Genomic DNA, 22,527 nt, shown 5'->3' with positions numbered 1-22,527 from the left:
TTATATTAACATTCCTGTAATGAGTGTAGGATTTTTTTCTTAGGCATTGAAATCACTAATCTTGAACAAAGAGTCGATTTCTGCAATATTGCTTACAGTTGAAGCATGTAAAATTCCTTCTGTTATACTATAGAAAGGTAAAATTAGTATAGGAGTGAAAAAAATGTTAGTAGGTCATATCAAGGAAATTATTCGTCATCCGATAAAATCATTTCGGGGTGAGAGTATACAGCAGTCTAAAATAATGAATTATGGTTTATATGGAGACCGTAGCCATGCTTATTTAGATGAGACAAAAAATGGTGACTTCTTAACTATTACGCAATTCAATGATATGGTTAAATATAAGGCAAGATTTGTGGGAAAAGAATCGATGGAAGAATATCCTAAAGTCGAAGTGGTGACGCCTGAAGGGAAGGTTTTTGATTGGGATCATCAAGAATTAATGAATGAAATGGAAACCAAATCGAAAAGAAAAATTTCCACTAGGAAATATACCCCTTCACATGTACCAATTGGACCAATTGCAGTTGAGCACATTCTCCTTGCAACAGATTCTTCATTACATAAGCTGCAGGAGCTATGGGGGAAAGACGAAGTTGATTCGAGACGTTTCCGTCCTAACTTATTACTTTCTTTAAAAGATAAGGTGCCTTTTATTGAAGAAGAGTGGCTTGGCAAACGTATTAAAATAGGAAATGAAGTAGAAATTGAATTTGTAGGACATTGTAAGAGGTGTATGATTATTACTGTGGATCCTGAAAATGCTGAACGAGATCCGAGTTTACACAAAACGGTAATAAAAGAAAGAAACAATCATTTTGGTGTGTATGCTTCTGTGATAAAAACAGGAGATATATACGTAGGGGATGAAGTTCAACTGCTTGATTGAATTTCTTTTAGATTACTCAGTATTATAATCCCCCTTGTTTACAAGGAGACAATGGTTTACTCTTTATTTAGGGAGTGAGGTAATTGAGAGAGAGTATTGAAGATATTAATTATAAAGAAGTAATTGAGTATTCATTGGATCCGCTAATCGTTCATTCTCATTTGAAAATAATTTATGTAAATGGTGCAGCAGAAAAATTCTTTAGAGCTTCGAGAGAGGAAGTAATTGGAGCAAGTCCTTTAGATATCTTTAAAGATACATCTAAACCTGCAATTACAAAAAGAATATCGGGTGCCTATAGTAAACCAGCCGAAGTTATTGAGGAAACGATTTATAGAATGGATGGAACTTCAGTTGAAGTTGAATTATATTGTCATCCTGTTAAGATAGGGGATACAATAGCTATACAAACCTACGTAAAAGACATTTCGGAGAGAAAACAACAAGAAAATGTTAATTATGAAATGAATATGCAAATAAATGAGCTTTCGGCCCAAGTTGTACCCCTTTTAGAAGGTATTGCAATTCTTCCTTTGTTAGGTGTAATAGATCATGATAGGGCAAAACAACTCTTAGAATTAGTACCAGTAAATGTGAAAGAACATGGGATAAACCGACTAATAATTGATTCTTCAGGAGTTTATAAATTTGATAATCTAGTTATTGACTCTCTGTTGACCATTAACAATGTACTAAATTTAATAGGGGTAAAATGCATTATAACTGGGGTAAGGCCCCAATTATCTGTAGAAGCCGTCAAAATTGGCATTAACTTAAAAAATATAACTACTTTTTCTAATGTTAAGGATGCATTAAACTATTTAGGTGTAAATAATTTGAAATAAAGATAGGTTGTCTCACGGCTAGTTAATCTCAGAAGGATTAGCGGTCTTTTTATTTTCACTTCTTCTTATTAGCTATCGACGCAAAGAAGAAAGTTCATAACATTTTTTTTTATGTAAAAATAAAATTGTGAATTTAGGTTTATTTTTAATTGTAAAGGGTATCTAAGGGAGTGGAGAGCAAAAGGACAAGAGGCGGTGTGACATTGTGTTCACAATATGACTGTTTATCAAGCGAAATGATCATAGAGTTTTATTTTGAGTTTAAACAAAAAATAGAAAATAAAGAGCTTTCAGAAGTAATGAATACTGAATTAGAACTAATAAAAGAAGCTGCCAAAAACAAAGGAATCATTTTCATCAATTTTATTTAATATTTGATAAACAAAAATAGCCCATAAACCATAGTTTTTACTTTTGGTTTATGGGCTATTTCTAATATTAAATGTTTATCTATAGTGAGTGTGATTTACAATTAAATGGTCCTATTTAAAAATAAAAACACTCACAGATTGAAAGAAGATATTTGTGAGTGTATTGTTATTTTTAAAAAAATTAAGTTGATAGGAAAGGGGTTTATTTATATGTTTCCACCGGTACCTGTTCCACTGTTTTTCTCCTTTCCCTCTCTTTCATATTCGTTAAATAAACCCCAATAAACACCAAAACACCACCAACAAATTGAACGATTGAAATGCTTTTGCCAAGAATTAAACTAATGATTGCTGTAAAAACTGTTATTAAATTCAAATAAATACCGGCTTTGCTAGCATCAATATGTCTTAATGAGATATTCCAGAAAATAAAAGAGCCAACAGAAGGAAAGACTCCCATATACACAATTCCAATCATTGCTTGATGACTAAGATTAAAATTAAAGTCACTTCCATTAACTGCAATCACTGGAAGCAACAGTAATAACGCAAATATGACTGAAACAGAGGTAGATGCAATAGGGGGAATAGTTTTTATTTTTCTACCAATTATTGAATAAATAGACCAAACGATTATTGCAAAGATCATTAGCATATCGCCCTGATTATAGTTATTATGGAAGATTAGATGTAACTGTCCTTTCGTTAATACTAGGAGAACACCTAATAATGAAATAATTAACCCCATCATATTTTTAAACTTAATTTTTTCTTTAAGAAATAACACGGAAAATAAAACAATAACAGCGGGATTAATAGAATTGACTAAAGCTGCATTTAGTGAAGTGGTATACTGTAAAGCTTCGTATAAAAGAAAATTATAACTTATGATTCCAAGTACTGCTAACATAAGGAGAGTTTTCCACTCCTTCCAAACACTTTTCCAATTTGGTCGCTCAATATAATGCGCTAAAGGTACGAGGAGAAAAACAGCGATTAACCATCGAAAAAACGTCATTTGCAACGGTGACATTTCAACAACTAAGTATTGACCAAACACATAATTTCCTGCCCAAAATAAATTAGCCAACACAAGAAACAGCAAAACAGAATATTTCTTCAATTACATCACTCTTTCAATATTTATAAATTAATTAGTATATTTATTCTATTAATATATCAAAATGGAAATAAAAGAGCAATTGAATCATTGGTAAAATTATATCGTAAAAAAATAAAATTTAATTGTTCTTAGTAAAAGCAAGATAATTGAGAACCATTAAAATGTCATGTAGACTAATCACACAACACTATTTAAGAAAAGCGGTGTAAGAATGAAACTCAGTGTTCTTGATCAATCGGTTATTAGTGAAGGGCAAACTGCTAGAAATGCACTTCATAATACGATTGAACTGGCAAAAATAACAGAGAAATTAGGGTATACTCGATTTTGGGTAGCCGAACACCATAATTCAAATGGGATCGTAGGGACATCTCCAGAAATACTTATATCACAAATCGCTGCAAATACAAAAAAGATACGTATTGGTTCAGGAGGTGTACTGCTTCCACAATATAGTCCATATAAAGTAGCAGAAAACTTTAAAATGTTAGAAACGTTGTTTCCAAATCGAATTGATGTTGGAATAGGTCGATCGCCAGGCGGATCACCAACAACTCGCTTAGCCTTAACAGATGGGATAAGGAAAAGTATGAATGAGTTTCCGAGACAGGTTGCAGACCTTCAAGACTATTTATTTGACACTAGCTCAAGTTCTCAACCAATTCACAATGTCAAAGCCTATCCGAGTATCCAAACAGTTCCGGAAATGTGGTTATTAGGTGTAACACATCGTGGAGCTAGATTGGCTGGGGAAATGGGTACAGCGTTTACATTTGGCCATTTCATTCATCCTGCAAACGGTTTACATGCAATGGAAACCTATAGAAAGAGCTTTCAGCCATCAAAAACACAAAAAGTACCAAAAGCAAATGTATGTATTTTTGTTGTCTGTTCTGATACCCAAGAAAAAGCAGAAGAGATCGCCTTGAGTCAAGATTTATGGCTTTTAGCTGTTGAAAGAGGACTAGATACAAGAATTCCATCACCAAAACAAAAGAAGCTTTCACTAAGAGATAAAGAAAAAATCATTGAAAATAGGAAAAGGATGATCGTAGGGACACCACATAAGGTAAAAGAGGAAATACTGAGACTAAGCGAATACTATCAAACAGATGAATTTATGATTATTAATAATACGTTTCATTTTAATGACAAAGTACAAACATATCATTTATTGGCAGAGATTTTTCTTTAGAATGGGACAAAGGGACAGGTAGATTGTCCCGTTTGAACCTGACCAGAAACATTTGGAAGTGGCTAAAGCTGCATATAAAAAATAATAGAACTTGAAAGTAATTTCACACAAAAATAGTCATTAGTCTTTTAATAAACAACAACCGGTTCATAAGTTTCGAGATTATTATAAACCTCTTTCATAACGTTAGGAGGGACATTCACGCAGCCACCGGATCCTGCAGTCAGATAAGCATTGCTTGACCAGTTGTTACGCCAGCCTGCGTCGTGAAATCCTTGTCCACTGTTTGTGAAAGGTGCCCAATAGTCAACTTCTATAGAGTAATTAGGGTTACCCGCAGTACTACCAGTAAGGATGTATGGGCTTCTTTTATAGAGAATATACCATACTCCAGGAAGAGTATCTTGCTGCGTACTATGTTTACCAGTCACCACATTCGTTGTTAGGACAAGTTTACCATCCTTATAAAGCCAAATCCGCTGATCTTTAATTGACACTTCAGCATAAGTATCGCCAATTCCGTTGTTTGTGAGCGTATTATAGCCATATCCTTCATTATTCCAACCATTTCCGATTATATTAGTGGCAGATAATGATTTTCCTCCCGTTTCAAAAGCTTCTATCACAAGTGCTGCTTCTTTTTCTACATCTAATGCCCAGCCATAGCCTTGACCTTTAACGGATATAATTCGTCCTGAATGAGTTTTAAAGGTGAAATTTTCACCTAATGTGGATTGAGACCGATTTATTTCCGATATTTCATTTGTAATATTGGCAGGGTCAATAGAAACCTCCAAATCTTTCGTGACAGTGGCATTTTTTATCAGGTCACTTGCTTTTAAAGAATACAATTTATCTTGTACTTTATACTCAACAGTTTGCTTTAAAAGCTGTTGAAGCTTATTCTTTTCATTTTTAACAATTTCACTGTCTTCCTTAATTGGAAGAATGAATGAAGACTCGAGTTGTATATCGCTACTATACTCTTGCTTATCATAGTTTTTTAATAGAGTAGTAACATCGTATTGAGTGCCATCTACACTTTCTGAAATAATAATTTCTCCATTTTCAAGAATGGCTTGTGCATCCTTTGGTGCTTGTAAAGCCTGATTCATTGAGATGAGTTTTTGTTCAAACTCTTTTTTCAACGTTTCACTACGATATATATCTTTGTTTTTTGGCAATAATGAATAGTTCTTTGATTTGAAAGAAGGGAAAAACGTCCACTGGCTTTTTAAATGTTTTTTGATTGCTGGTAGATCATCTTCTGTAAATTCCATCTGTGTATCTTTGCCGTCTAGAATGAGTTCACTTTCAATATAAACTTCATTGGTCAATACGGATGCATGCAATTTCTTTAATGCCTCTTCAGCGGTTAAGTGACCAACATTTACGTTATTCATCGTAATCTCGGCATTAAAGTGGTTTGCTTGATAATAACTCAGTCCAATCACTATGAGTATCAAAATAATACCGATACCACTTGTGATAAACTTCCAATTTTTGTACCACGTAACTGTGTGATAGTCGTGCCTTTGTTTAGTAGTTTGTGCTGCAGTGTTTCCCATAACATTTCCCCCAATAATACCTCTACATGTTACTTTTCTTATGACCATTTTACAAAGTTTGCGATTATTTTACTAATATTAAACTTTATCTACAATTTTACTAGAAAAGCTTGTGTGATTTTGTCGTATTTTGCATTTTTTTTATAGTTTTATCGATTTATTTTTTTAGTATAAAGTCTATTTTATTAAATAAGTTGGATTTCATATTGAGAAAAAAAGCCTATTTTTCACTATTGAAAGAAAAATATCCAATTTTATAGGGAGTCTCTCCTAAAAGAATTTATCTATCGGAGACCATTTTGCAGTGTATCGTTTAAATCTAACACTTATTAATTAATAAATGATTATATGTATACAAAAAGCCTGTAATACCACACTTAAACAGATTTTTTACGATACGTGGGCAATAAGAAAAAGAATAAAAAAAAGAAAAACAACAACAAAAAAAATTTTAAACAGCATAGAAAGCAAATAATTTAAGATGAGGTGATTCGAACTATATAAGACGTTTTTATTGACTGTAACGAACGTTTTGAAGTGTTGAATATAAGTAGTACATCACGTCTTTCTTTTGCTTATCAATCTATAATTTACAAAATATTTACAATAGAACCGCTACTCTAAGCCCTTATATTTTATAAATAATTAATGAAAGGATAACTAGAAAAGGACGTGATGAAAAATGGCAAAATTTCGAATGGTGTTAACTGGTTTTTGGAGAGAAGCATTTACTTTAGAGAAGATGACTACGGATGATAAGTTGTTTTACCTATATCTACTTACGAATGAAAAAACAACTCAAGTTGGAATCTATGAAATAACAAAGAAAGAAATGGCGTTTGAATTAGGTTATTCAATTGAGATTGTGGAATTATAAATGAAACGGTTCACAGAGCTTCACAAATTAATTCGTTACAATCCTGAAACATGCGAAATCGCCATTAAAAACTGGGGGAAATATAATCTTCATAAGGGTGGCAAACCTATGTTGGATTGTATAAAAAAAGAACTAAAAGAAGTGAAGGATACCTCACTACTTTCATATGTTTGCGAAGGCATTGAAAAAGAGGAATTTGTTCGTCTTTTTGAACCTTATATACAACAAGATAATGAAAAAACTGAAAATAATATCGTTCAAGAAACAGAAGCAGATGTAGTTGTTATGTCCCCTGATCAAAACACAAAGAAAAAAGAAAATGATTTCAACGCAATAAAAGACGATCATTCAAGAACTGCAGATGAGAAAGAAATAATAGAGTTCTGGGATATCAATGGATTTGGCTATTCTAATGTAAATGCAAAAGAGCAGCTGGTAGTTTGGTTAGATGATTCTAGCTTTCTAAATCCTAAAGAGGTTTTACTAAAAGCATTAGGAATTGCCTGTGCAAATAACAAGCGAAGGCTTAACTATGTTATTGGTATTCTTAGAAACTGGGAAAATGAATCGTTAGTAACCGTTGAAGAAATAGATTCTTATTTGCAAAAACACAATCAAATTCATAGGAATAAACAAACAGACAATATTCCTGATAGAAAAGCAGCTCCAAGAGAATTTGTACTTGATTTAACCGCAGGTGAAGAAAATGAATATCACTGAAAAAGCATTTTTAGGTACTTTAATGAAAGCGGAGTACCTGCTTAAGGATACTATTATTCTACCTGAACAACTAGAAAGTACACGTCATCAAGAATTAATGCGAACAATGGTGGAATGGAACAGAGTAGGTAAAAATATTGACTTAATCTCACTAACAACTTTACCAGACCTTGAAAGCTTTGGTGGAATGTCTTATCTTTCGGAATTGTTATGTTTTGCTGAACTTGAGAAATTTGAAGGAATTGAGAAGCTTATTCTCGATTCTTGGAAGGAGCGGGAAAAGAGAAACATCCTAACAGTAGCAGCCAATAATGATTGGGAAATTGCTAAGGTTATTTCTGAATTGGATAAAATCAATCAAAGTAAAGTTGACGATCATACTTCTTTACAACAAGCACTATCAACGATTTATGAAGCACCTTGGGAAGAACAAAATAATATGCAAACTGCAACAACCGGTATTAATAAGCTTGACGAAATGACGGGAGGATTTCAGGATGGCGAAGTAACAATCATCGCTGCAAGACCATCAATGGGAAAAACGGATGTAATGCTTCACTTTGCCAAAATGTCAGGATGGGCTGGGTATTTACCACTTATCTTTTCCCTAGAAATGCCGGAAAAGCTTATTACGAAACGCTTAATTGCATCTACAGGAGGTTTCAACCGTTCAAAAATGCGAGATCCCCAAAAATTGCTAAGTGAAAATCAGAAGAATAAATGGTCACATGTAATCGGTCACCTTAATGAAACTCATATACAAATTTTTGATGGACTGGACAAACTGTAGCGGAGATGAGAGCCAAAACGCGTAAAATGATGAATATATTTCCAAATAAAAAACCGATCCTTTTTATCGATTATTTAACACTCATCCAACCAGGACAAATTCACGGTGGTAATTCACATCAACAAGTAACCGAAATCTCCAAATCACTCAAAATGATGGCGAAGGAATTTGAATGCCCTGTTATTTGCTTGGCACAATTAAACCGATCGGTCGAAACAAGAGCAGATAAACGACCAATGATGTCAGATATTCGGGAATCAGGAAGCATTGAACAAGACGCCGATGTAATTTTATTCTTATATCGTGAAGCTTATTACGATAAGGAATCTCACGACAATACTCTTGATATCATCGTCTCAAAAAATCGAAATGGATCTGTTGGATACATCTCGGTGAATTACAACAAACATACAGGAGAGATTGTGGAGAAAAAGACAGATTCATATGCACGCGGTACATATTCATAAGAAGAAAATTAGTGAATAATAATAAACTTCCTTTTTTGTAAAAAATAGGATATGAAATCGGTGGTTTGATGGTATAATAGATCTATAGATATGAGGTAATAATAGTTCTTTTTCCTCATACTTCTAATAAAGCAAAGTATAAATACCATTAAAAAAGGGGTTAATAAACATGAGCAAAGAGCAAGCGAAGCCAATTTATTATGACGGTTCCGGTAATGCAAGTTTATCTCCAACAGTACTTTCGTCAAATACATACATCATAAAGCCTGATTATGATAAAAAAACTCTTATTAAATATCCTTATTTTCCTTATATAAGTAAGGGGTAAGTTCTGAGAAGTTAATCACTTATATAGATTTCTAAAAGCCTGGTTGCGAGATGATCGTAGTCAGGTTTTAATTTTTAACTATTTTCAAAGTTGATTTCTTTGTATTTAATGGTCTGTAGTCATCATCGTTCTACCCACGAGTAGGATTAACTTCCCTGCATTTCTCCCTAATTAAGAATATGTTTCATTTTTATTAACTAGGACGTTCCTTGTTGCTCCACCCGATATAGTAAAAAAGTTCACCTCCATAATCTAGTCAATATCATTGGAAAATACGGGTTATCTATTGAATTCCTTATCTTGAAACTGATGATATTTTAATAATGCTAGTAATTCACTTTACACAGCTTAATCTAATTCACTTAAATCATGCAGACATGTGCAGCAAGTTTCATTGTTTGAAACCAGTTTATTTAAATTAAAAAAATTGAATCGTTATGATGATTTATAAAAATAGGGGTATTAGTTGTTATTCAGCAATCTGGCCTTTTATCTACAGTAAGTTGTTAAAAAATGAGGTTCTACCGAACCTCATTCATTGAATACATGACTTTAAAGTTAGACTATCATCTTACTTGATTTCTTTATAAATTGTTGCCCATACAACTTTAAGTTGTTCTTTCAATTTCCTGTTTTCTTCCTCCAAATTCTTATTTCTCTTCCGAAGTGATGCAATTATGACATCTTTTGATTTTTCTGTCATATCCCGTTTAACTTTCATGGGTGATTCTAATCCTTCTTCTTGCTTCCTTAAAGTTTCAATACGAGATCTAATTTCAATGTACTTATAAAGAAATGATTTAGAAACTCCAGATTCTTCTGCTACAGAGTTGAAGTTAATCTTTTTCTGTTGTTTTATCATTTTTTTAAGTGTTTTTTCTACCTTTTGAAATGTTATATTCTTTTTATCTTCTATGCTTCTTAATAGGGGACCAGTATTAGGATTCTTATTAGCCACTTTGTTTTACACACCTTTATATTAATTTCTGGATTCTCTTCTTAATTTTTGCTGTCCATATATTCCACCGTTTTTAATGATTCCGTCTCTAATTTCTTTATACTTTTTTAGTTTAGGTTGAATTATCTCGATTGAACGAATTCTTCCAGATTTCTGATATATCTGTATATCAGATTCCATTTTAGTAATTTGTTCGTTGTAGAAATTCAAAAATGTTTGGTCTACATGAAAACTTCGGCAGTTATTTTTAATGCATGGTGGTTCTAAAGTTTGTTCTAAAAAATCACAATTGTTCTTAGGGCTTTTAATACAAAAACCATGATCTAATCGAATAGAATCTAAGTTGTGACGTATCCATTCCAACTCTAATCCGTTTTCGTCTGCTTGTTGCTCTATACTAGTGGCGATTATTTTACCGCCTTGATTTAATCTTATAGCTCCACTGCTTGTGGCTTTTTCCCATTCTTTTCGAAGAGTTTTATCATGAATCTTGGCATATACCAATGTCATTTCAGGGCTCGCATGAGCCATAAGTTTTTGTACATGCAAAATGGTCATACCGTTATTGATAAGATTGACTCCATAACGGTGTCTAAACGCATGTGCTTTAAATCGATAGGTATCTCTCTTTTCGTCGATTATTTTATTTTCCATAGCTAGTTTGTTTAAATTGTTTACTACATTGTCCCTTGAAATAGGCTGACCTTTTCTCGGCCCATAATAGGTAGGAAACAAATAATTAAAGGGGTTTGTTTCAATGGTTGTTTTTTCTCTAGTCAATTTTTGTTGAGAAATCACAACCATTGCTATTTCTTCCGAAATTGGCACTCTATGGTCTTTATTTTTAACTTTACGTTGGTCTCCAATAATCCACCAACCATCTTCTCTTTGAATCAAACAATCTATTTTCAAAGTACACACATCTGAAATTCTAAATCCTGTTGCCTCTAATAAAATCACAATCGGGATAATTTCTTTTGGTAGTTTTCCTATATGGTTCAGGATTTGATTCCAAACGAAATCAGATATATATTTTATTTCATTAGAAGCTTTAGGTGGTAGTTTAGGTTTGTCTTCAGGAACGATTAAATTTCCTGCAGATTTAATTGGGGCTTCAGCCCATTCATATCTTTGAATATATAAAATAAACAATTCTATTACAGATAATGACCGATGAACGTGGTTATCCGAAGGGGCTTGTCCTTTATGAACACTATTCCCTCCCATAGGAGAAGTTCTTAAATAATATATAAATCCTTCTATATCACTTCTACTTAAAGAGGTTAAGCCTTTCCAATCTGGGTACTTGCAGTAAATATATTTAAAGAACTCTTGAAGTTTTGCTATGTTTTGTATGGCAGTACCCCAGCTTAAACTTTCTTGCATTAGGACACGTTTTTCGAAATATCTTTTTACCAAAGCTCGATAAGGGCTTGGTATAAAAGTGAAATTTAAGGTATAACCACATTTACTATTGTTGTAGTCAATACCTAGTTTTCTAACATCCCAAATATCTTTTTCTGTTTCGATACGTTCGTCATACCATTCAAAGTAAAAAGAACTAATCCGATTATATAATTGGAGGTATCCTTTAATAGTTAAATTGCTTATACCAAGTTCTAAAAGATAAGTCTTATAGTGAATTGAAAACTTCTCATGAGGAATTTCTATAAAAGAAAAAATATTTGGATAAAACCTTAAAATAAAAGTTTGTAATTTATTGATTGCACTAGCACTGCTCCATATTGTTGTCATTTTTAAAATCGAATCAGTCAACTGTCTAAAGAAATAATATTTCAATTCATGGTTTATTCCTGAACTTAAAGTCTCGTCGAATTTAAGCCTTTGTTTTCCTAAATTAGTGTCTTTAGTGTAGAAAGGGCAATCGATGGCATTCCATAGATCATTTTTCCAATATCCATTTAGTTCTTGTACTAGTTGCTCATATCGTGGAGATTTGGTCGAATTAGTAAATTTATATAATTTCATTTTAATTGATCACCCTTCATATTATCCTGTGCTTTCTGCCACTCTTTCCGAATTGTTTCATCCGAAGAATGCATATAAGTTTGTATTGTAGTTTGAACTTGTGCGTGACCTAACAACTTCTGAATAATCGAAGCTTCTACTCCTTTTTCATGAAGTTCAGTTGCATAGGTGTGTCTTAACATATGTGGAGTAACATCAATCTCAGTTTTCTTCCTTATACGCTCAATCACATCGAAAGCTGCTCGATAATTTAACGGTTTACCCTTATTAGGTCCTGATAAATTGATAAAAACAAAATTTGTATCTACATCGTGAAGATCAATAAGATAATCTTGAAATACATTCATAGTATCGGCAGATACATACACCTTTCGTCCTTCACCATTTACAGTTTTTGATTTCCGAACCTGAATGGTAGTGGAACCAATATCAAAATCCTCAATCCATAAAGATAAGGCTTCTCCAATTCTAAGACCACCCTCATATAAAATCCTAATCAATAAAGCATCGCGAATGTTACTACACGCATCGTGAACAGTTTGCACCTGAGTTTTTGTGAGTGTTAAAATTCCCCTTCGAGGTTCTTTTATTTTCAATATGCTTTTTTCAAATGGTTTACCCTTTGATATATGATGTAAAAAGGGTTTGAATGATCGGTACTGACCAGTAACTTGCTTCTTTGTTTTTTCGGATAGGTCCTTTTCATAATCCTCAATCCTAATCAAATAATCATAGAAACCTTGGACACATGTTAATATAGTATTCACTGTTCGTTCTGATCTCTTTGCTTGAGTTTTCTCAAGATGAACTACTTTAGTAGATTGATAAGGACTTCTTAGCCAAGATATAAACTCCGATAATAAATTTAAGTCAACCTCTTGGTATCCTATTTCTTTTTCGCTTAAAAATTGAAAGTATAACTTCAAATGACGACAATATGCTTTTAACGTATTTTCCGCTTTACCTATGTTGTCTAGATACTTAAGGTATTTGACAACAGGAACCACAGGTTTGTTATTTTCATCAATGAGTACATATCGTTTTTTATTATCAATTTGAAACTCTTGAACTTTCATAAACATCACCTCCAGATTAGATAGTGATACATTTATGAAACTCTTTCTATAAAAACTATGAATACTATATTTTCCCACTGTAGATAAGTTGATTTTAAAGAAACAAAAAAGAAGCAATACTTAACTTTAAATACGTTAAATACTACTTCTTTATATACTGTAGATAAAGGCCATATTGTGGAGTAACACTTATTTCGTAGTAGACCCGATACTACGCAATAATAGCTTTGGTGATTTTGCAAAGTAATGTACTGAAACAAGCTCTTCTGGGTGCTGGTGTAATATTTGCTATAAGGTATGAATTATTTCTGAATGATTATGAATAAATATACAATATTCATATATGCGAATTAAGGTACTAACGAGCAGGTTAGTTTAATAAAGATTTAAAATATGACTATAATTAATACTACTTACGAACAGGCAAGTACGTAGATATTAATTGTGGAAAGCCCTGTCATAAAAACTGTACGTAATAGATTGTTACACACCACCTTGTTGTATCCGCTCGAAAGAGTTTCAGGGGAAAGATAATATCATGAAAGCGATTCTCGCCTTTAAATCTTATGAAATGAAAAAACAGCCGGTCACTAGTCGGCTGTTTTAACGGGTATAGAACTTTTTTCACAAACTCCTTTGTTATTGAGTTGTTACTGATATTTGCAAATAAAGGTGAAAGCATTCATCACCTGATTCTTCTGTTTAACCAAGAATACTTTTGAAGTAAACTAATTCAGCAAAATAGTTAGGGAGCTTACTTAATATCAATTTTCCCGTTCAGATACCCTCCTGATGCCAATTTCGTTAGTAATCGGAGGTTTCCAGTTGAACCAATTTCTCCTAATTTAGTGTCGAAAATCTGATTAACGAACTCCTCAGCTTCGTCTAAATATTTTTTTCATCTTTCATCTGTAGTAGAAGGAACTTGAGTAAAATATTTCAAGGCACCATCTACAAAGCTTACCATTCCGAAAATGTTATCCCAAAGCATTTCAAGTACCTTTTACTGATTAGTTAAATCAAGATATGGGTCGAGTGCACCAAAGGTAAATAGAGAGAAAACGCGTTTATCTCTCAGCAGCCCTTCCCCTTCTTTATTGTATGCAAATCCTGAAATAAAGACTTTATCAAAATAGCCTTTTAAGAAACCGGGAGCTGAACACAAGCTATTCTTCTAAATGGCGCTCTCCCCAAGCGTACATATTTTGAAGGATCGGTACAAACTGCTGCCCCAGATCCGTTAAAGAGTACTCTACACGAGGTGGAACCTCTTTATAAATTTCACGATGTAATAGTCCATCATTTTCTAACTCTCTGAGTTGCTTTGTTAACATGGATTGTGTCATATCCGGGAAACTTCGATGCATCTCTCCAAATCTTCTTGGTTGTTCGGAAATATACCATAGGAGAATTAATTTCCACTTTCCCCCAATCACTTTTTGTACTTTGGATAGTGCGCAATCAGGCGAATACTTCATTGTTTTCTTCATATCTTCCCCTCCAAATGTATGTAGTATGAACTGTAAAGCTTGGAAACACACAATACAATGATTTTTGATAGTATATACTAAAAAACACAGTACTTGTTAAAATTGTAGTATTTAATTACGCTAATAATAACATAATTAGTTGGAATAATCATTCCAACATTTAATTTATTATTTTAATGATAATGGAGGAATAACGATTGAAATCATCCAAAAAGATGCTACTAGCCTCACAAAATTTAAGTTATGGATCCTCGGGTAGTGCTTGGAGATCAAAAGGGTCGAATCCATATCATTTTATGGATTCAGATTCCCTTGTAAATGTAGCGAAATGGTCGGAAAAAGGTAAGTTTCAATTTGTCTTTATAGCTGATCATCCTGCTTTACGTGAAGATTTAACCAATCATGCACCTTCTGCGACGCTTGATCCAATCGTTGTTACAAGCCAAATTATTCAAGAAACTGAAAAAATCGGGGTAGTCCTTACCCAATCAACCACATTCAATTACCCATATACTGTTGCACGTCAATTAAAGGCGCTTGATGTTTTAAGCAAAGGTCGTATCGGCTGGAATGCCGTTACCACAAACGATCCACGGACTGCTGCTAACTATGGAGAAAGAATTGCTGATCGTAAAAATAGATATGAACGTGCACATGAATTTATCCAAATTGTGCAGTCCTTATGGGGAAGCTGGGGGGAAGCTGCCTTAAAACTTGATACGGAAAAAGGAATATTTGCAGATGGTTCCCAAATCAAGCCCGTTAATTTACAAGGTAAATATGTTTCTTCGCGAGGTCCATTACCGATTCCACCGTCACCACAAGGACAGCCTGTTATTTTCCAAGCAGGAGGGGGAGAGGAGGGTTTAGAGCTTGCTGGTATGTATGCTTCCGGAGTTTATTCAGTTGCAGCAGATATAGATACAGGTCGAGAACATCGAAGAAACCTTGAACAGATAACTCAAGCTGCTGGGCGAAATGCAAATGAAGTAAAAATGTTTATGGGGTTGTTCGTTACTGTAGGCGATACGTATGAAGACGCACTGAATCGTCGAAAAGAGATGCTTTCCTTAATGTCTGATGAACTACTTGGTAAATTGTATTATTTATCGTCATTAGTTGGTGTATCAATTCCATACAATAACCTTCATCAGCCATTGCCGGAAGAAATACAAAATCGTTTAGTGACTGATCATTACCAGCTGCATTCGAAGCGGGCTGTTGAACTATTTAAAAAAGGGTTAACTGTTCATGATGTACTAGCACATGGCGTAACCGAATTTCACCACACTGTTCTTGGAACACCAGAACAAATTGCGGATGAAATGCAAGAAATTTTTGAAGCAGGTGCTTGCGATGGTTTTACGATTTGTGCAGACCAAACTCATGATGGATTGCCAGCATTTGTAGAAAAAGTTATTCCTGTTTTACAAAAGCGTGGATTGTTTCATAAAGATTATGAGGGGACAACCTTACGTGAACATTTAGGAGTGCCTTATCAATACGGTCGATTAAACGGTAACAACAATATAAAGGAGTAAAGTTATGATTAAACGATTATCCATTTTAGATATGGCACCAGTTGATTATGGAACTACTGGGAAAGAAGCTTTATTAAATACGCTACATTTAGCAAAGCAAGCTGATAAACTCGGTTATGAGCGTTTTTGGGTTACTGAGCATCATAATATATCAACTGTAGCAAGTGCCTCTCCCGAAATGCTAATTGGTCAAATATTAGCTGTTACAAATCGCATTCGTGTAGGTTCGGGAGGGGTAATGCTTCCTAACCATTCACCTTTAAAGGTAGCAGAGAATTTCAAATTGCTGGAAGCGTTTTATTCAGGAAGAATTGATTTAGGTATAGGACGTGCTCCGGGATCATCTAGTTTATCAGCACTTGCGCTCCGTCGCTCTAAGCAGCCCTATAATGCAGATGACTTACAAGCATTACTCCATGAGTTAGTAGGATATGATGCAAACCAACAGATAAAAAAGGAAAACCCATTTAGCGAAATAGTTGCAATGCCTGAAGAAGTACCGCTGCCACCAATATGGCTTTTGGGTTCTAGTTCATACAGCGCTCAATTAGCCTCTGCAGAAGCTTTGAGTTATTCTTTTGCCTATCATTTTAATCCAACAGGCGCTAAAGAGGCTATTTCACTTTATCGCAATCTTTATCGGAGAAATCACGGGCTGGATGCTCCTCCAGTTATTTTGGGTCTATCTGTAATTAGTGGTGAAACAGTTGAAGAAGTAGCAGTCCAAAAGAAAGTAATGTCGATAAAACATCTACAAAACGCAGGCGCTTTACGAAACGTAGATTTGTCAAATGTTGAAAGTATAACAATTCCACCACAGCTTCAATTAATGTCCGAGTCTTATCTTTCCACGTTAGTGATTGGAACATGGGATGATTTGAAAAAAAAGCTGGATGCCCTATCTAGTGAGTTAAATGTGGAAGAACTAATTATTACAACTACTCAAAGAGGTTTTGATACGCGTATAAAACTATATGAGAAGTTAGCTGAATTTTATGGGCTAAATAAATCAAAATATTAATAGGTTCTTTCTAAAACAGTAATTAATTAGCCTCTAATAATCAATGACATTTAATACGAAGTCTTCATTTGTAATTCTGTTGGTTGTAGTTCGGGTCTTACAATCTATACGAAAACGTTTGAACCTCAACAACATGTGAAGAATTGTACTTAAACTAAATTGTTCATATATACAGTATCAGCAGCGAAATATTGATATGATGCACCTTTTATCATTGTTTATATGTAAATGTAGAATGAGTGTTAAAGGACTTGACTTGGATCCTCTGTGGGTACGATTTGTCTTGAAAGGCTGAAGCAGGTGTTTCATAAGGCATACTAGCCTATCATACCCACCTCTCCAAGTAAAGTCCTATCTTTGTTTACGTTGAGAACTATATTTACTTACAGAATATAACGAGTAAACAAAGATAGAAAAGGGCTGTTTTTGTTTCTTTAGTTACGATGAATACGGTCAAAAATCATACTGTATATATGAAGAGCTTTAATACAACAAGGAATAAAATTTCAGAGCCCATAATATGCAAGAATTTATGCATTTCTTATATATTCAAGCTCTTTTTCCATTCAAAGCTGCCATAAACAGCATGTTTTGATTGCAAAATACATTATTAAAGGGAAGTATAGTGTAACTAATGTATTAGAAGAACAAATAAAAACAAGGTCTTTTGCTGCACAGTACAACGATACTATTCAACAGACTAATGTGATCTTCAACAATCAAAGCGCTGTTGTTGTAAATGGATAGCTACTTTTTTTATTTATTATGCAAAAGAAATTTGTTGATTTAGCAATGAAAGGATTGAATATGTTGGATAATCATGAACAGTCATATCTTCTCTATCAAAAAGGTCTATTAGAATTCGAGAAAAATGAATTTCAAAATGCTCTAAATTGTTTTATTAAATCCAATCAGTTGTCTGAACACTCAAGAACATATGCAAGAATATATGAATGTTTATTGAAATTAGGAAAAGAGTTGGAGGCAAAGCCATATATTAAAACGGCATACACTCAAAATCCTAAACAAGACAAGGTAGCTATTCAATACGCTGAATCACTTATATTGGAAGGGAAATCAGAATTAGCAATTGATATTATTGAAAAGATCCTAAGACGAAATAAAACTTATAATCCAGCTAGAAAATTACTCGAACAGATAAGATATGAAATTACCTAACTATAGAGAATCCAGGTTACCTGAGATAGAAAAAGAAGATTGTTGATTTAAATGAGCTATATAACAAATTTGAAAATTTAAGGGTGCTGATTCATAATAAGCTGAAAATTCCTCAATGAAAGAAGGTGTAGCTGATTTGATTGATTTACTAACGAATTTAATCCAAGATAAAACTTTGGATATTTATCCGCATTTTAAAGATTTTTGCCTTTTTAAAGAAAAGGGACTTAGGAAAGATGCCTTTAGATCGCTTAACCTTTTTATTAATGAGGAAGAGGCCTGGCAGCCTAAACAGAAAAAGGAATTTGCTCACTGGCTTTTTAAATTGTTTGAGGAATCAGTGGATATACAGGATGTACTAGTACATCCACTTGAGGAAAACATACTAAAACCAATTCTTGATGAGTGGTTGTATGAAAATCCAATAGACCCTCAACCATATAGATGGTACGGTTTATTCTTAAAAACAGAAAACCATTTAAAGTACCTTGAAACGGCACTAAGAATTGGTGGAAAGAGTGAACAAAAAGTATTAATGGCAATCATTAACTATTATCTTAATTTCCTTAATTTTTCTTTTCACCACATTTCTGAGGATGCCTACCTTGGCGATATTTCAGAGGATCAAGACATTGTTTTGAAAATCGAAAACCTTTCTAAAGAAATCACAAATCTTGATAGTAGAAAGCATGTAGCTGAAAGTGTAAACTACTACAAAAATCTGTTAAGCGATTGGATTGCTTTTAAAAATGAGGGTAAAAAAGGTTTTCTTAAATGGTGTGCAGATAATGGTAAAGAATATGGATGGACTAACTCATATTATTATGACTAGTTAGTGATGATAATAATGTTATTCAACAATAAAAGCGCTATGGTAGAAAAAGGATTGCTGTTTGACGTTCCTTTATTGTAGTGTAGCAGTTAAGAATAGGAAGAAACAGGTGATAAAACACTGTATGGAGAATATTATATATTGATTTGGGGTATTAACGGGGAGTATGAAGGTCTTATTGTTAGTGACAATACCGAACTCAAAATTTAGAAGAACTTATCTGTGTTGTTATCTACTATCTAAAGAAATGGGGTTAAGTAATTATGAAGAACCATTACACTAAAAATGTTTGGTTAAAACTCTTCCGTATTAGTAGCTTCCTTTAAAAACAGTGGAGGAATAGATGAAAAACCGATTCAAAAGATCGTTATTAAACTAGCTTTTGAATCGACCTCTCTTCTATTACTTTTTATTCTGGAAATAGTTTAAAGCTTCTTTTAGTTTCATTATTTCTTCATTTTTTTCTTTGAGTCTTGCTTTTAAAATATTAATTCGAAAAAGTATTATTATAACTATTATAAGCATAATAATCCATTGTGGATCAAAACTTATTTCCATATTCTCACTCCTTTAATATGGCGGAGTATAATAATAACCGCTTTGAGAGCTCTGGTACCTTCCTTTATCATCATAATACACTAATGTATAGTCGAATCTCCAACGATCATTAGGAAAGGTGTCCACCTGTGAAACACATTGATAAGTATCAACTTTCCACCCTATAAGTGCTGAATCAATAGGTGCTGCAAGTGAAGCTGTAATACCTGCTGGTATAGAGAGATATGCTGTAGGCAATGACAAACCAACTGCCGCTCCTATTAAATAGTTAGTACCTCTTGTTATGTAAATATCACTCTTGGATAGGATGGTACTGTCTATTTTAGGGCAACTGCCTCCTTCATTAACTGGTACGTAGTTTGGTTTACTAGGTGCCGCACTAATGTACGAAGGAAAGGTAATTCCAATTACAAAAGTACAGATTAATAATAATAGCAGACTCTTAATTTTCAATTTCTCTTCCCCCATTAGTAACTCGCTCGCAAAAATTACAATAACAGGATTTTTTATACAAAACAATTAATATTTAATAAATTCAAACTTTTTCACTAGAAATATTAGAATAATATCTCATAAAATAATTCTATTATAACCCAAAATATTCATTAAGATTAATAAGGATTTTTCATTTAATATCTTATTATTCAACTCTCATGATGATAAAGTTACTTAAAATGTTTAGTGCTATTAAAATAGCTGTTTTGTTCAATTGTATCCATTTCCAAAGGCTTAACTCATTTTGATAACATTATATAAGCGCTGGTGTATTTACATTAGTTGAAAGAAGCATTGGAATCAGATAGTAAATATAGAAAGATAATAACAATTAGGGCAATTGGAATTTTCAACAAACTCTCAACTATGGAAGACAATTGGTTATTGAGAATAGTAAATTAGTGTTTTGTAGGATACAATTTTTGAGTCAATGCACCATTTATTATGGGTGAATTAATTCAATCACCATCTTCCACAAAACCAGCTAATAGTTGTCAACATTTTTCAATAAAAAAATTAAAATAATGATGATATACTAAAAATGAGTATGCTAAATAGCCTTCCTTATCTTAGTATTTGGAAGGTTTTGTTTTATTTTGATAAATATAGTCTCTAAGCTAATTCTTGGAAAGTAGTTTTGTTCTTTAAAAGTGCGTAAATCAAGTGTAAAAGCTTATTAACACAAGCGATAATTGCTACTCTATAGGGTTTACCTTCATTGCGTTTTTTATCGTAAAACTCTCTTAATTTTCTATTCCTAGGAATAACAGTGTCACTCGTCTTTTGCTTTCGGGCATCTCGAATTCCACAGTATACAGCCATAAATAATGCTTGCCTTAGCCTTCTGGATCCTCTTTTCGTTATCCGATTTTGGGTTGCCGTAAATCGTCCAGAAGAGTAAACGCTTGGATCAACTCCTGCAAAGGCAACTAATTTTTTAGGGTGATTAAACCGATCTATTTCTCCAATTTCGGATATGATTGTTGCCGCAATCTTTCCTCCGATACCAGGGATAGACTGGATAATCTTATATTCTTCCATTTCTTTAGCGAGGGCATCTATTTCTGCTTCAAGTTGTGATAGGTGCTCTTGGTATTGAAGAACAATGGTAATTAACATCTTTAAGTTAAAAATAAGGCTTTCATACAAGTTGCTTTGAAATGGATTTCGTAATGCTGCCTCAATAAGCTTTTGTGCTTTTTCTTTTGCCCACTTTTCAGAACGTCTTGTACATAACGATACAATCTTTTCGGTTAAAACAGATTCTGTAGTTTTTAGTACATGTTCAGAAGTAGGGAACAAGGAAAGAGTCTGTAAAGATACTTTCGAATATAAATCACCAAAGACCCCTCTATACTCAGGAAATACCTGATCTAGTACTGTTAGAAGCTGTATCTTGGTTTGAGAAGAGATACTTGAAATGGTCTCTTGTTGCCTTGTAAGATTACGAAGGTTTAAGAGTTGGATACCTCTTTTCTTATACGGTTCAATTTCTTCTTTATAGAATAATTCACATAAAAGATAGGCATCGACAGCGTCTGTTTTAACCTTTCTTAAACTTGCACTCCTTGCTCGATAAGAGATTAGGGGATTCACAATAATATAAATATATTGATGTTCCTCCAAAAATTGAATGACTGGAGATTGATAATGTCCTGTCGATTCTAAGATAACCGAAGGTTGTTTACCAGCAGCTACTTTTTCAACCTCTTTTAAGAATACTAATAGACCCTCGAAACCATCCACTGTATGTTTTACACTAAAGCTTTTACGAAAAGGTTGTCCCTTATCCAAGAATGCTTGTACCTGACTTTCTCCTTTCGAAACATCCAGACCTATTACTGGATTCATCAATCATCTCCTCCTTAGAATTTAAGATTAGTCGGTTGTCCCTAGAGCTGCTTGTACTGTCATAGGTTCGCTTGTTAAACGGGATCCATGTCCCAACCAGCCTGAAACATGATTATACAAGTAGGGAGTGAACAGTTTTGCTGACGGGATCCATGTCCCACAAGCGCTTCGTTCTACTCCGACTACCGCTATAATAAAACTAAATAAAAAAAGTTCAACCAGTAAAATCTGGTTAAACTTATATTACGAACAAAGCGCAATTCTGCAGTAATGAATTGCGCTCTTGTTTTATTTAAGGGCCATATTGTTGAGGAATTTAATGTGTAAATATTAATAATTGTTTCAGATTACAAAAGGATTA

General features: G+C 33.4%; 23 protein-coding genes. 13 read left to right on the top strand and 10 right to left on the bottom strand.

The window, feature by feature from the left end; translation table 11 throughout:
- The first annotated feature begins 163 nt into the window (after nucleotides 1-163).
- The 3 genes from LPC09_RS13730 (at nucleotide 164) to LPC09_RS13720 (ending at nucleotide 2,108) form a co-directional block, all read left to right on the top strand.
- The gene (locus LPC09_RS13730) at nucleotides 164-892 is read left to right on the top strand and encodes an MOSC domain-containing protein (protein WP_231307573.1); all 729 of its coding nucleotides are present in this window, start codon (nucleotides 164-166) and stop codon (nucleotides 890-892) included.
- An 83-nt stretch (nucleotides 893-975) separates the two neighbouring features.
- Nucleotides 976-1,737 carry a PAS domain S-box protein gene (locus tag LPC09_RS13725; RefSeq protein WP_231307572.1) on the top strand — a complete coding sequence of 254 codons (762 nt, stop codon included), beginning with the start codon at nucleotides 976-978 and terminating at the stop codon, nucleotides 1,735-1,737.
- A gap of 170 nt (nucleotides 1,738-1,907) precedes the next feature.
- Nucleotides 1,908-2,108: a hypothetical protein gene (locus tag LPC09_RS13720; RefSeq protein WP_141549746.1), complete on the top strand. Its 201-nt coding sequence runs from the start codon at nucleotides 1,908-1,910 to the stop codon at nucleotides 2,106-2,108.
- Between the two features lie 202 nt (nucleotides 2,109-2,310).
- Here LPC09_RS13720 and LPC09_RS13715 read toward each other — a convergent pair whose 3' ends face one another.
- Nucleotides 2,311-3,231 carry a DMT family transporter gene (locus LPC09_RS13715; RefSeq protein WP_098799606.1) on the bottom strand — a complete coding sequence of 307 codons (921 nt, stop codon included), beginning with the start codon at nucleotides 3,229-3,231 and terminating at the stop codon, nucleotides 2,311-2,313.
- A gap of 211 nt (nucleotides 3,232-3,442) precedes the next feature.
- Here LPC09_RS13715 and LPC09_RS13710 point away from each other — a divergent pair, with 211 nt between their 5' ends.
- Nucleotides 3,443-4,426: an LLM class flavin-dependent oxidoreductase gene (locus LPC09_RS13710; protein ID WP_231307571.1), complete on the top strand. Its 984-nt coding sequence runs from the start codon at nucleotides 3,443-3,445 to the stop codon at nucleotides 4,424-4,426.
- A 128-nt stretch (nucleotides 4,427-4,554) separates the two neighbouring features.
- On the opposite strand, the gene LPC09_RS13705 is transcribed toward LPC09_RS13710, so the two are convergent.
- Nucleotides 4,555-5,994, bottom strand: coding sequence for a L,D-transpeptidase family protein (locus LPC09_RS13705; protein ID WP_442919986.1), 1,440 nt, complete (start codon nucleotides 5,992-5,994; stop codon nucleotides 4,555-4,557).
- Between the two features lie 682 nt (nucleotides 5,995-6,676).
- On the opposite strand from LPC09_RS13705, the gene LPC09_RS27655 reads away from it, so the two are divergent.
- The 5 genes from LPC09_RS27655 to LPC09_RS13690 all read left to right on the top strand — a co-directional run bounded on the left by LPC09_RS27655 (nucleotide 6,677) and on the right by LPC09_RS13690 (nucleotide 9,176).
- Nucleotides 6,677-6,871 carry a hypothetical protein gene (locus tag LPC09_RS27655; protein WP_442919985.1) on the top strand — a complete coding sequence of 65 codons (195 nt, stop codon included), beginning with the start codon at nucleotides 6,677-6,679 and terminating at the stop codon, nucleotides 6,869-6,871.
- On the top strand, nucleotides 6,872-7,591 hold the full coding sequence (locus tag LPC09_RS13700) for a DnaD domain protein (protein WP_442919984.1): 720 nt from the start codon (nucleotides 6,872-6,874) through the stop codon (nucleotides 7,589-7,591).
- Complete coding sequence (locus LPC09_RS27380) at nucleotides 7,578-8,381, top strand: DnaB-like helicase C-terminal domain-containing protein (protein WP_269217393.1); 804 nt, start codon at nucleotides 7,578-7,580, stop codon at nucleotides 8,379-8,381. The genes LPC09_RS13700 and LPC09_RS27380 overlap by 14 nt, the downstream gene beginning before the upstream one ends.
- Before the next feature lie 5 nt (nucleotides 8,382-8,386).
- Nucleotides 8,387-8,848 (top strand): DnaB-like helicase C-terminal domain-containing protein, encoded by a 462-nt coding sequence (locus tag LPC09_RS27375; RefSeq protein WP_269217392.1) that lies wholly within the window; start codon nucleotides 8,387-8,389, stop codon nucleotides 8,846-8,848.
- A 169-nt stretch (nucleotides 8,849-9,017) separates the two neighbouring features.
- Complete coding sequence (locus tag LPC09_RS13690; protein WP_176551242.1) at nucleotides 9,018-9,176, top strand: hypothetical protein; 159 nt, start codon at nucleotides 9,018-9,020, stop codon at nucleotides 9,174-9,176.
- Between the two features lie 571 nt (nucleotides 9,177-9,747).
- On the opposite strand, the gene LPC09_RS13685 is transcribed toward LPC09_RS13690, so the two are convergent.
- The 5 genes from LPC09_RS13685 to LPC09_RS13670 form a co-directional block, all read right to left on the bottom strand.
- Nucleotides 9,748-10,134 (bottom strand): DUF6262 family protein, encoded by a 387-nt coding sequence (locus LPC09_RS13685; protein ID WP_098799056.1) that lies wholly within the window; start codon nucleotides 10,132-10,134, stop codon nucleotides 9,748-9,750.
- Nucleotides 10,135-10,155: 21 nt separating this feature from the next.
- Nucleotides 10,156-12,123 (bottom strand): tyrosine-type recombinase/integrase, encoded by a 1,968-nt coding sequence (locus LPC09_RS13680; protein ID WP_098799055.1) that lies wholly within the window; start codon nucleotides 12,121-12,123, stop codon nucleotides 10,156-10,158.
- Nucleotides 12,120-13,199 (bottom strand): tyrosine-type recombinase/integrase, encoded by a 1,080-nt coding sequence (locus tag LPC09_RS13675; RefSeq protein ID WP_098799054.1) that lies wholly within the window; start codon nucleotides 13,197-13,199, stop codon nucleotides 12,120-12,122. The genes LPC09_RS13680 and LPC09_RS13675 overlap by 4 nt, the downstream gene beginning before the upstream one ends.
- Nucleotides 13,200-14,202: 1,003 nt before the next feature.
- On the bottom strand, nucleotides 14,203-14,364 hold the full coding sequence (locus LPC09_RS27650; protein WP_098799755.1) for an NAD(P)H-dependent oxidoreductase: 162 nt from the start codon (nucleotides 14,362-14,364) through the stop codon (nucleotides 14,203-14,205).
- Between the two features lies 1 nt (nucleotide 14,365).
- Entirely contained in the window at nucleotides 14,366-14,689 is a 324-nt protein-coding gene (locus LPC09_RS13670) for a winged helix-turn-helix transcriptional regulator (RefSeq protein WP_098799754.1), read from the bottom strand.
- Between the two features lie 197 nt (nucleotides 14,690-14,886).
- Here LPC09_RS13670 and LPC09_RS13665 point away from each other — a divergent pair, with 197 nt between their 5' ends.
- From LPC09_RS13665 to LPC09_RS13650, 4 genes are all read left to right on the top strand, one after another.
- Entirely contained in the window at nucleotides 14,887-16,230 is a 1,344-nt protein-coding gene (locus LPC09_RS13665) for an NtaA/DmoA family FMN-dependent monooxygenase (RefSeq protein ID WP_218012766.1), read from the top strand.
- A gap of 4 nt (nucleotides 16,231-16,234) precedes the next feature.
- Nucleotides 16,235-17,251, top strand: a complete 1,017-nt coding sequence (locus LPC09_RS13660) for an LLM class flavin-dependent oxidoreductase (RefSeq protein WP_098799753.1) — start codon at nucleotides 16,235-16,237, stop codon at nucleotides 17,249-17,251.
- A gap of 810 nt (nucleotides 17,252-18,061) precedes the next feature.
- On the top strand, nucleotides 18,062-18,430 hold the full coding sequence (locus LPC09_RS13655) for a tetratricopeptide repeat protein (RefSeq protein ID WP_176551256.1): 369 nt from the start codon (nucleotides 18,062-18,064) through the stop codon (nucleotides 18,428-18,430).
- A gap of 115 nt (nucleotides 18,431-18,545) precedes the next feature.
- Nucleotides 18,546-19,262 (top strand): hypothetical protein, encoded by a 717-nt coding sequence (locus LPC09_RS13650; protein WP_231307570.1) that lies wholly within the window; start codon nucleotides 18,546-18,548, stop codon nucleotides 19,260-19,262.
- 402 nt (nucleotides 19,263-19,664) lie between these two features.
- Here LPC09_RS13650 and LPC09_RS13645 read toward each other — a convergent pair whose 3' ends face one another.
- The 3 genes from LPC09_RS13645 to LPC09_RS13635 form a co-directional block, all read right to left on the bottom strand.
- The gene (locus tag LPC09_RS13645) at nucleotides 19,665-19,820 is read right to left on the bottom strand and encodes a hypothetical protein (RefSeq protein WP_176551255.1); all 156 of its coding nucleotides are present in this window, start codon (nucleotides 19,818-19,820) and stop codon (nucleotides 19,665-19,667) included.
- Between the two features lie 12 nt (nucleotides 19,821-19,832).
- Complete coding sequence (locus LPC09_RS13640; protein ID WP_231307569.1) at nucleotides 19,833-20,273, bottom strand: hypothetical protein; 441 nt, start codon at nucleotides 20,271-20,273, stop codon at nucleotides 19,833-19,835.
- Between the two features lie 654 nt (nucleotides 20,274-20,927).
- Nucleotides 20,928-22,166 carry an IS110 family RNA-guided transposase gene (locus tag LPC09_RS13635; protein WP_231307524.1) on the bottom strand — a complete coding sequence of 413 codons (1,239 nt, stop codon included), beginning with the start codon at nucleotides 22,164-22,166 and terminating at the stop codon, nucleotides 20,928-20,930.
- Nucleotides 22,167-22,527 lie beyond the last annotated feature (361 nt).

This window comes from Metabacillus sp. B2-18 (genome assembly GCF_021117275.1).
GTDB lineage: Bacteria > Bacillota > Bacilli > Bacillales > Bacillaceae > Metabacillus.
The sequence above is the reverse complement of the archived record's forward strand: the minus strand, read 5'-3'. Positions and strand labels throughout refer to the sequence as shown.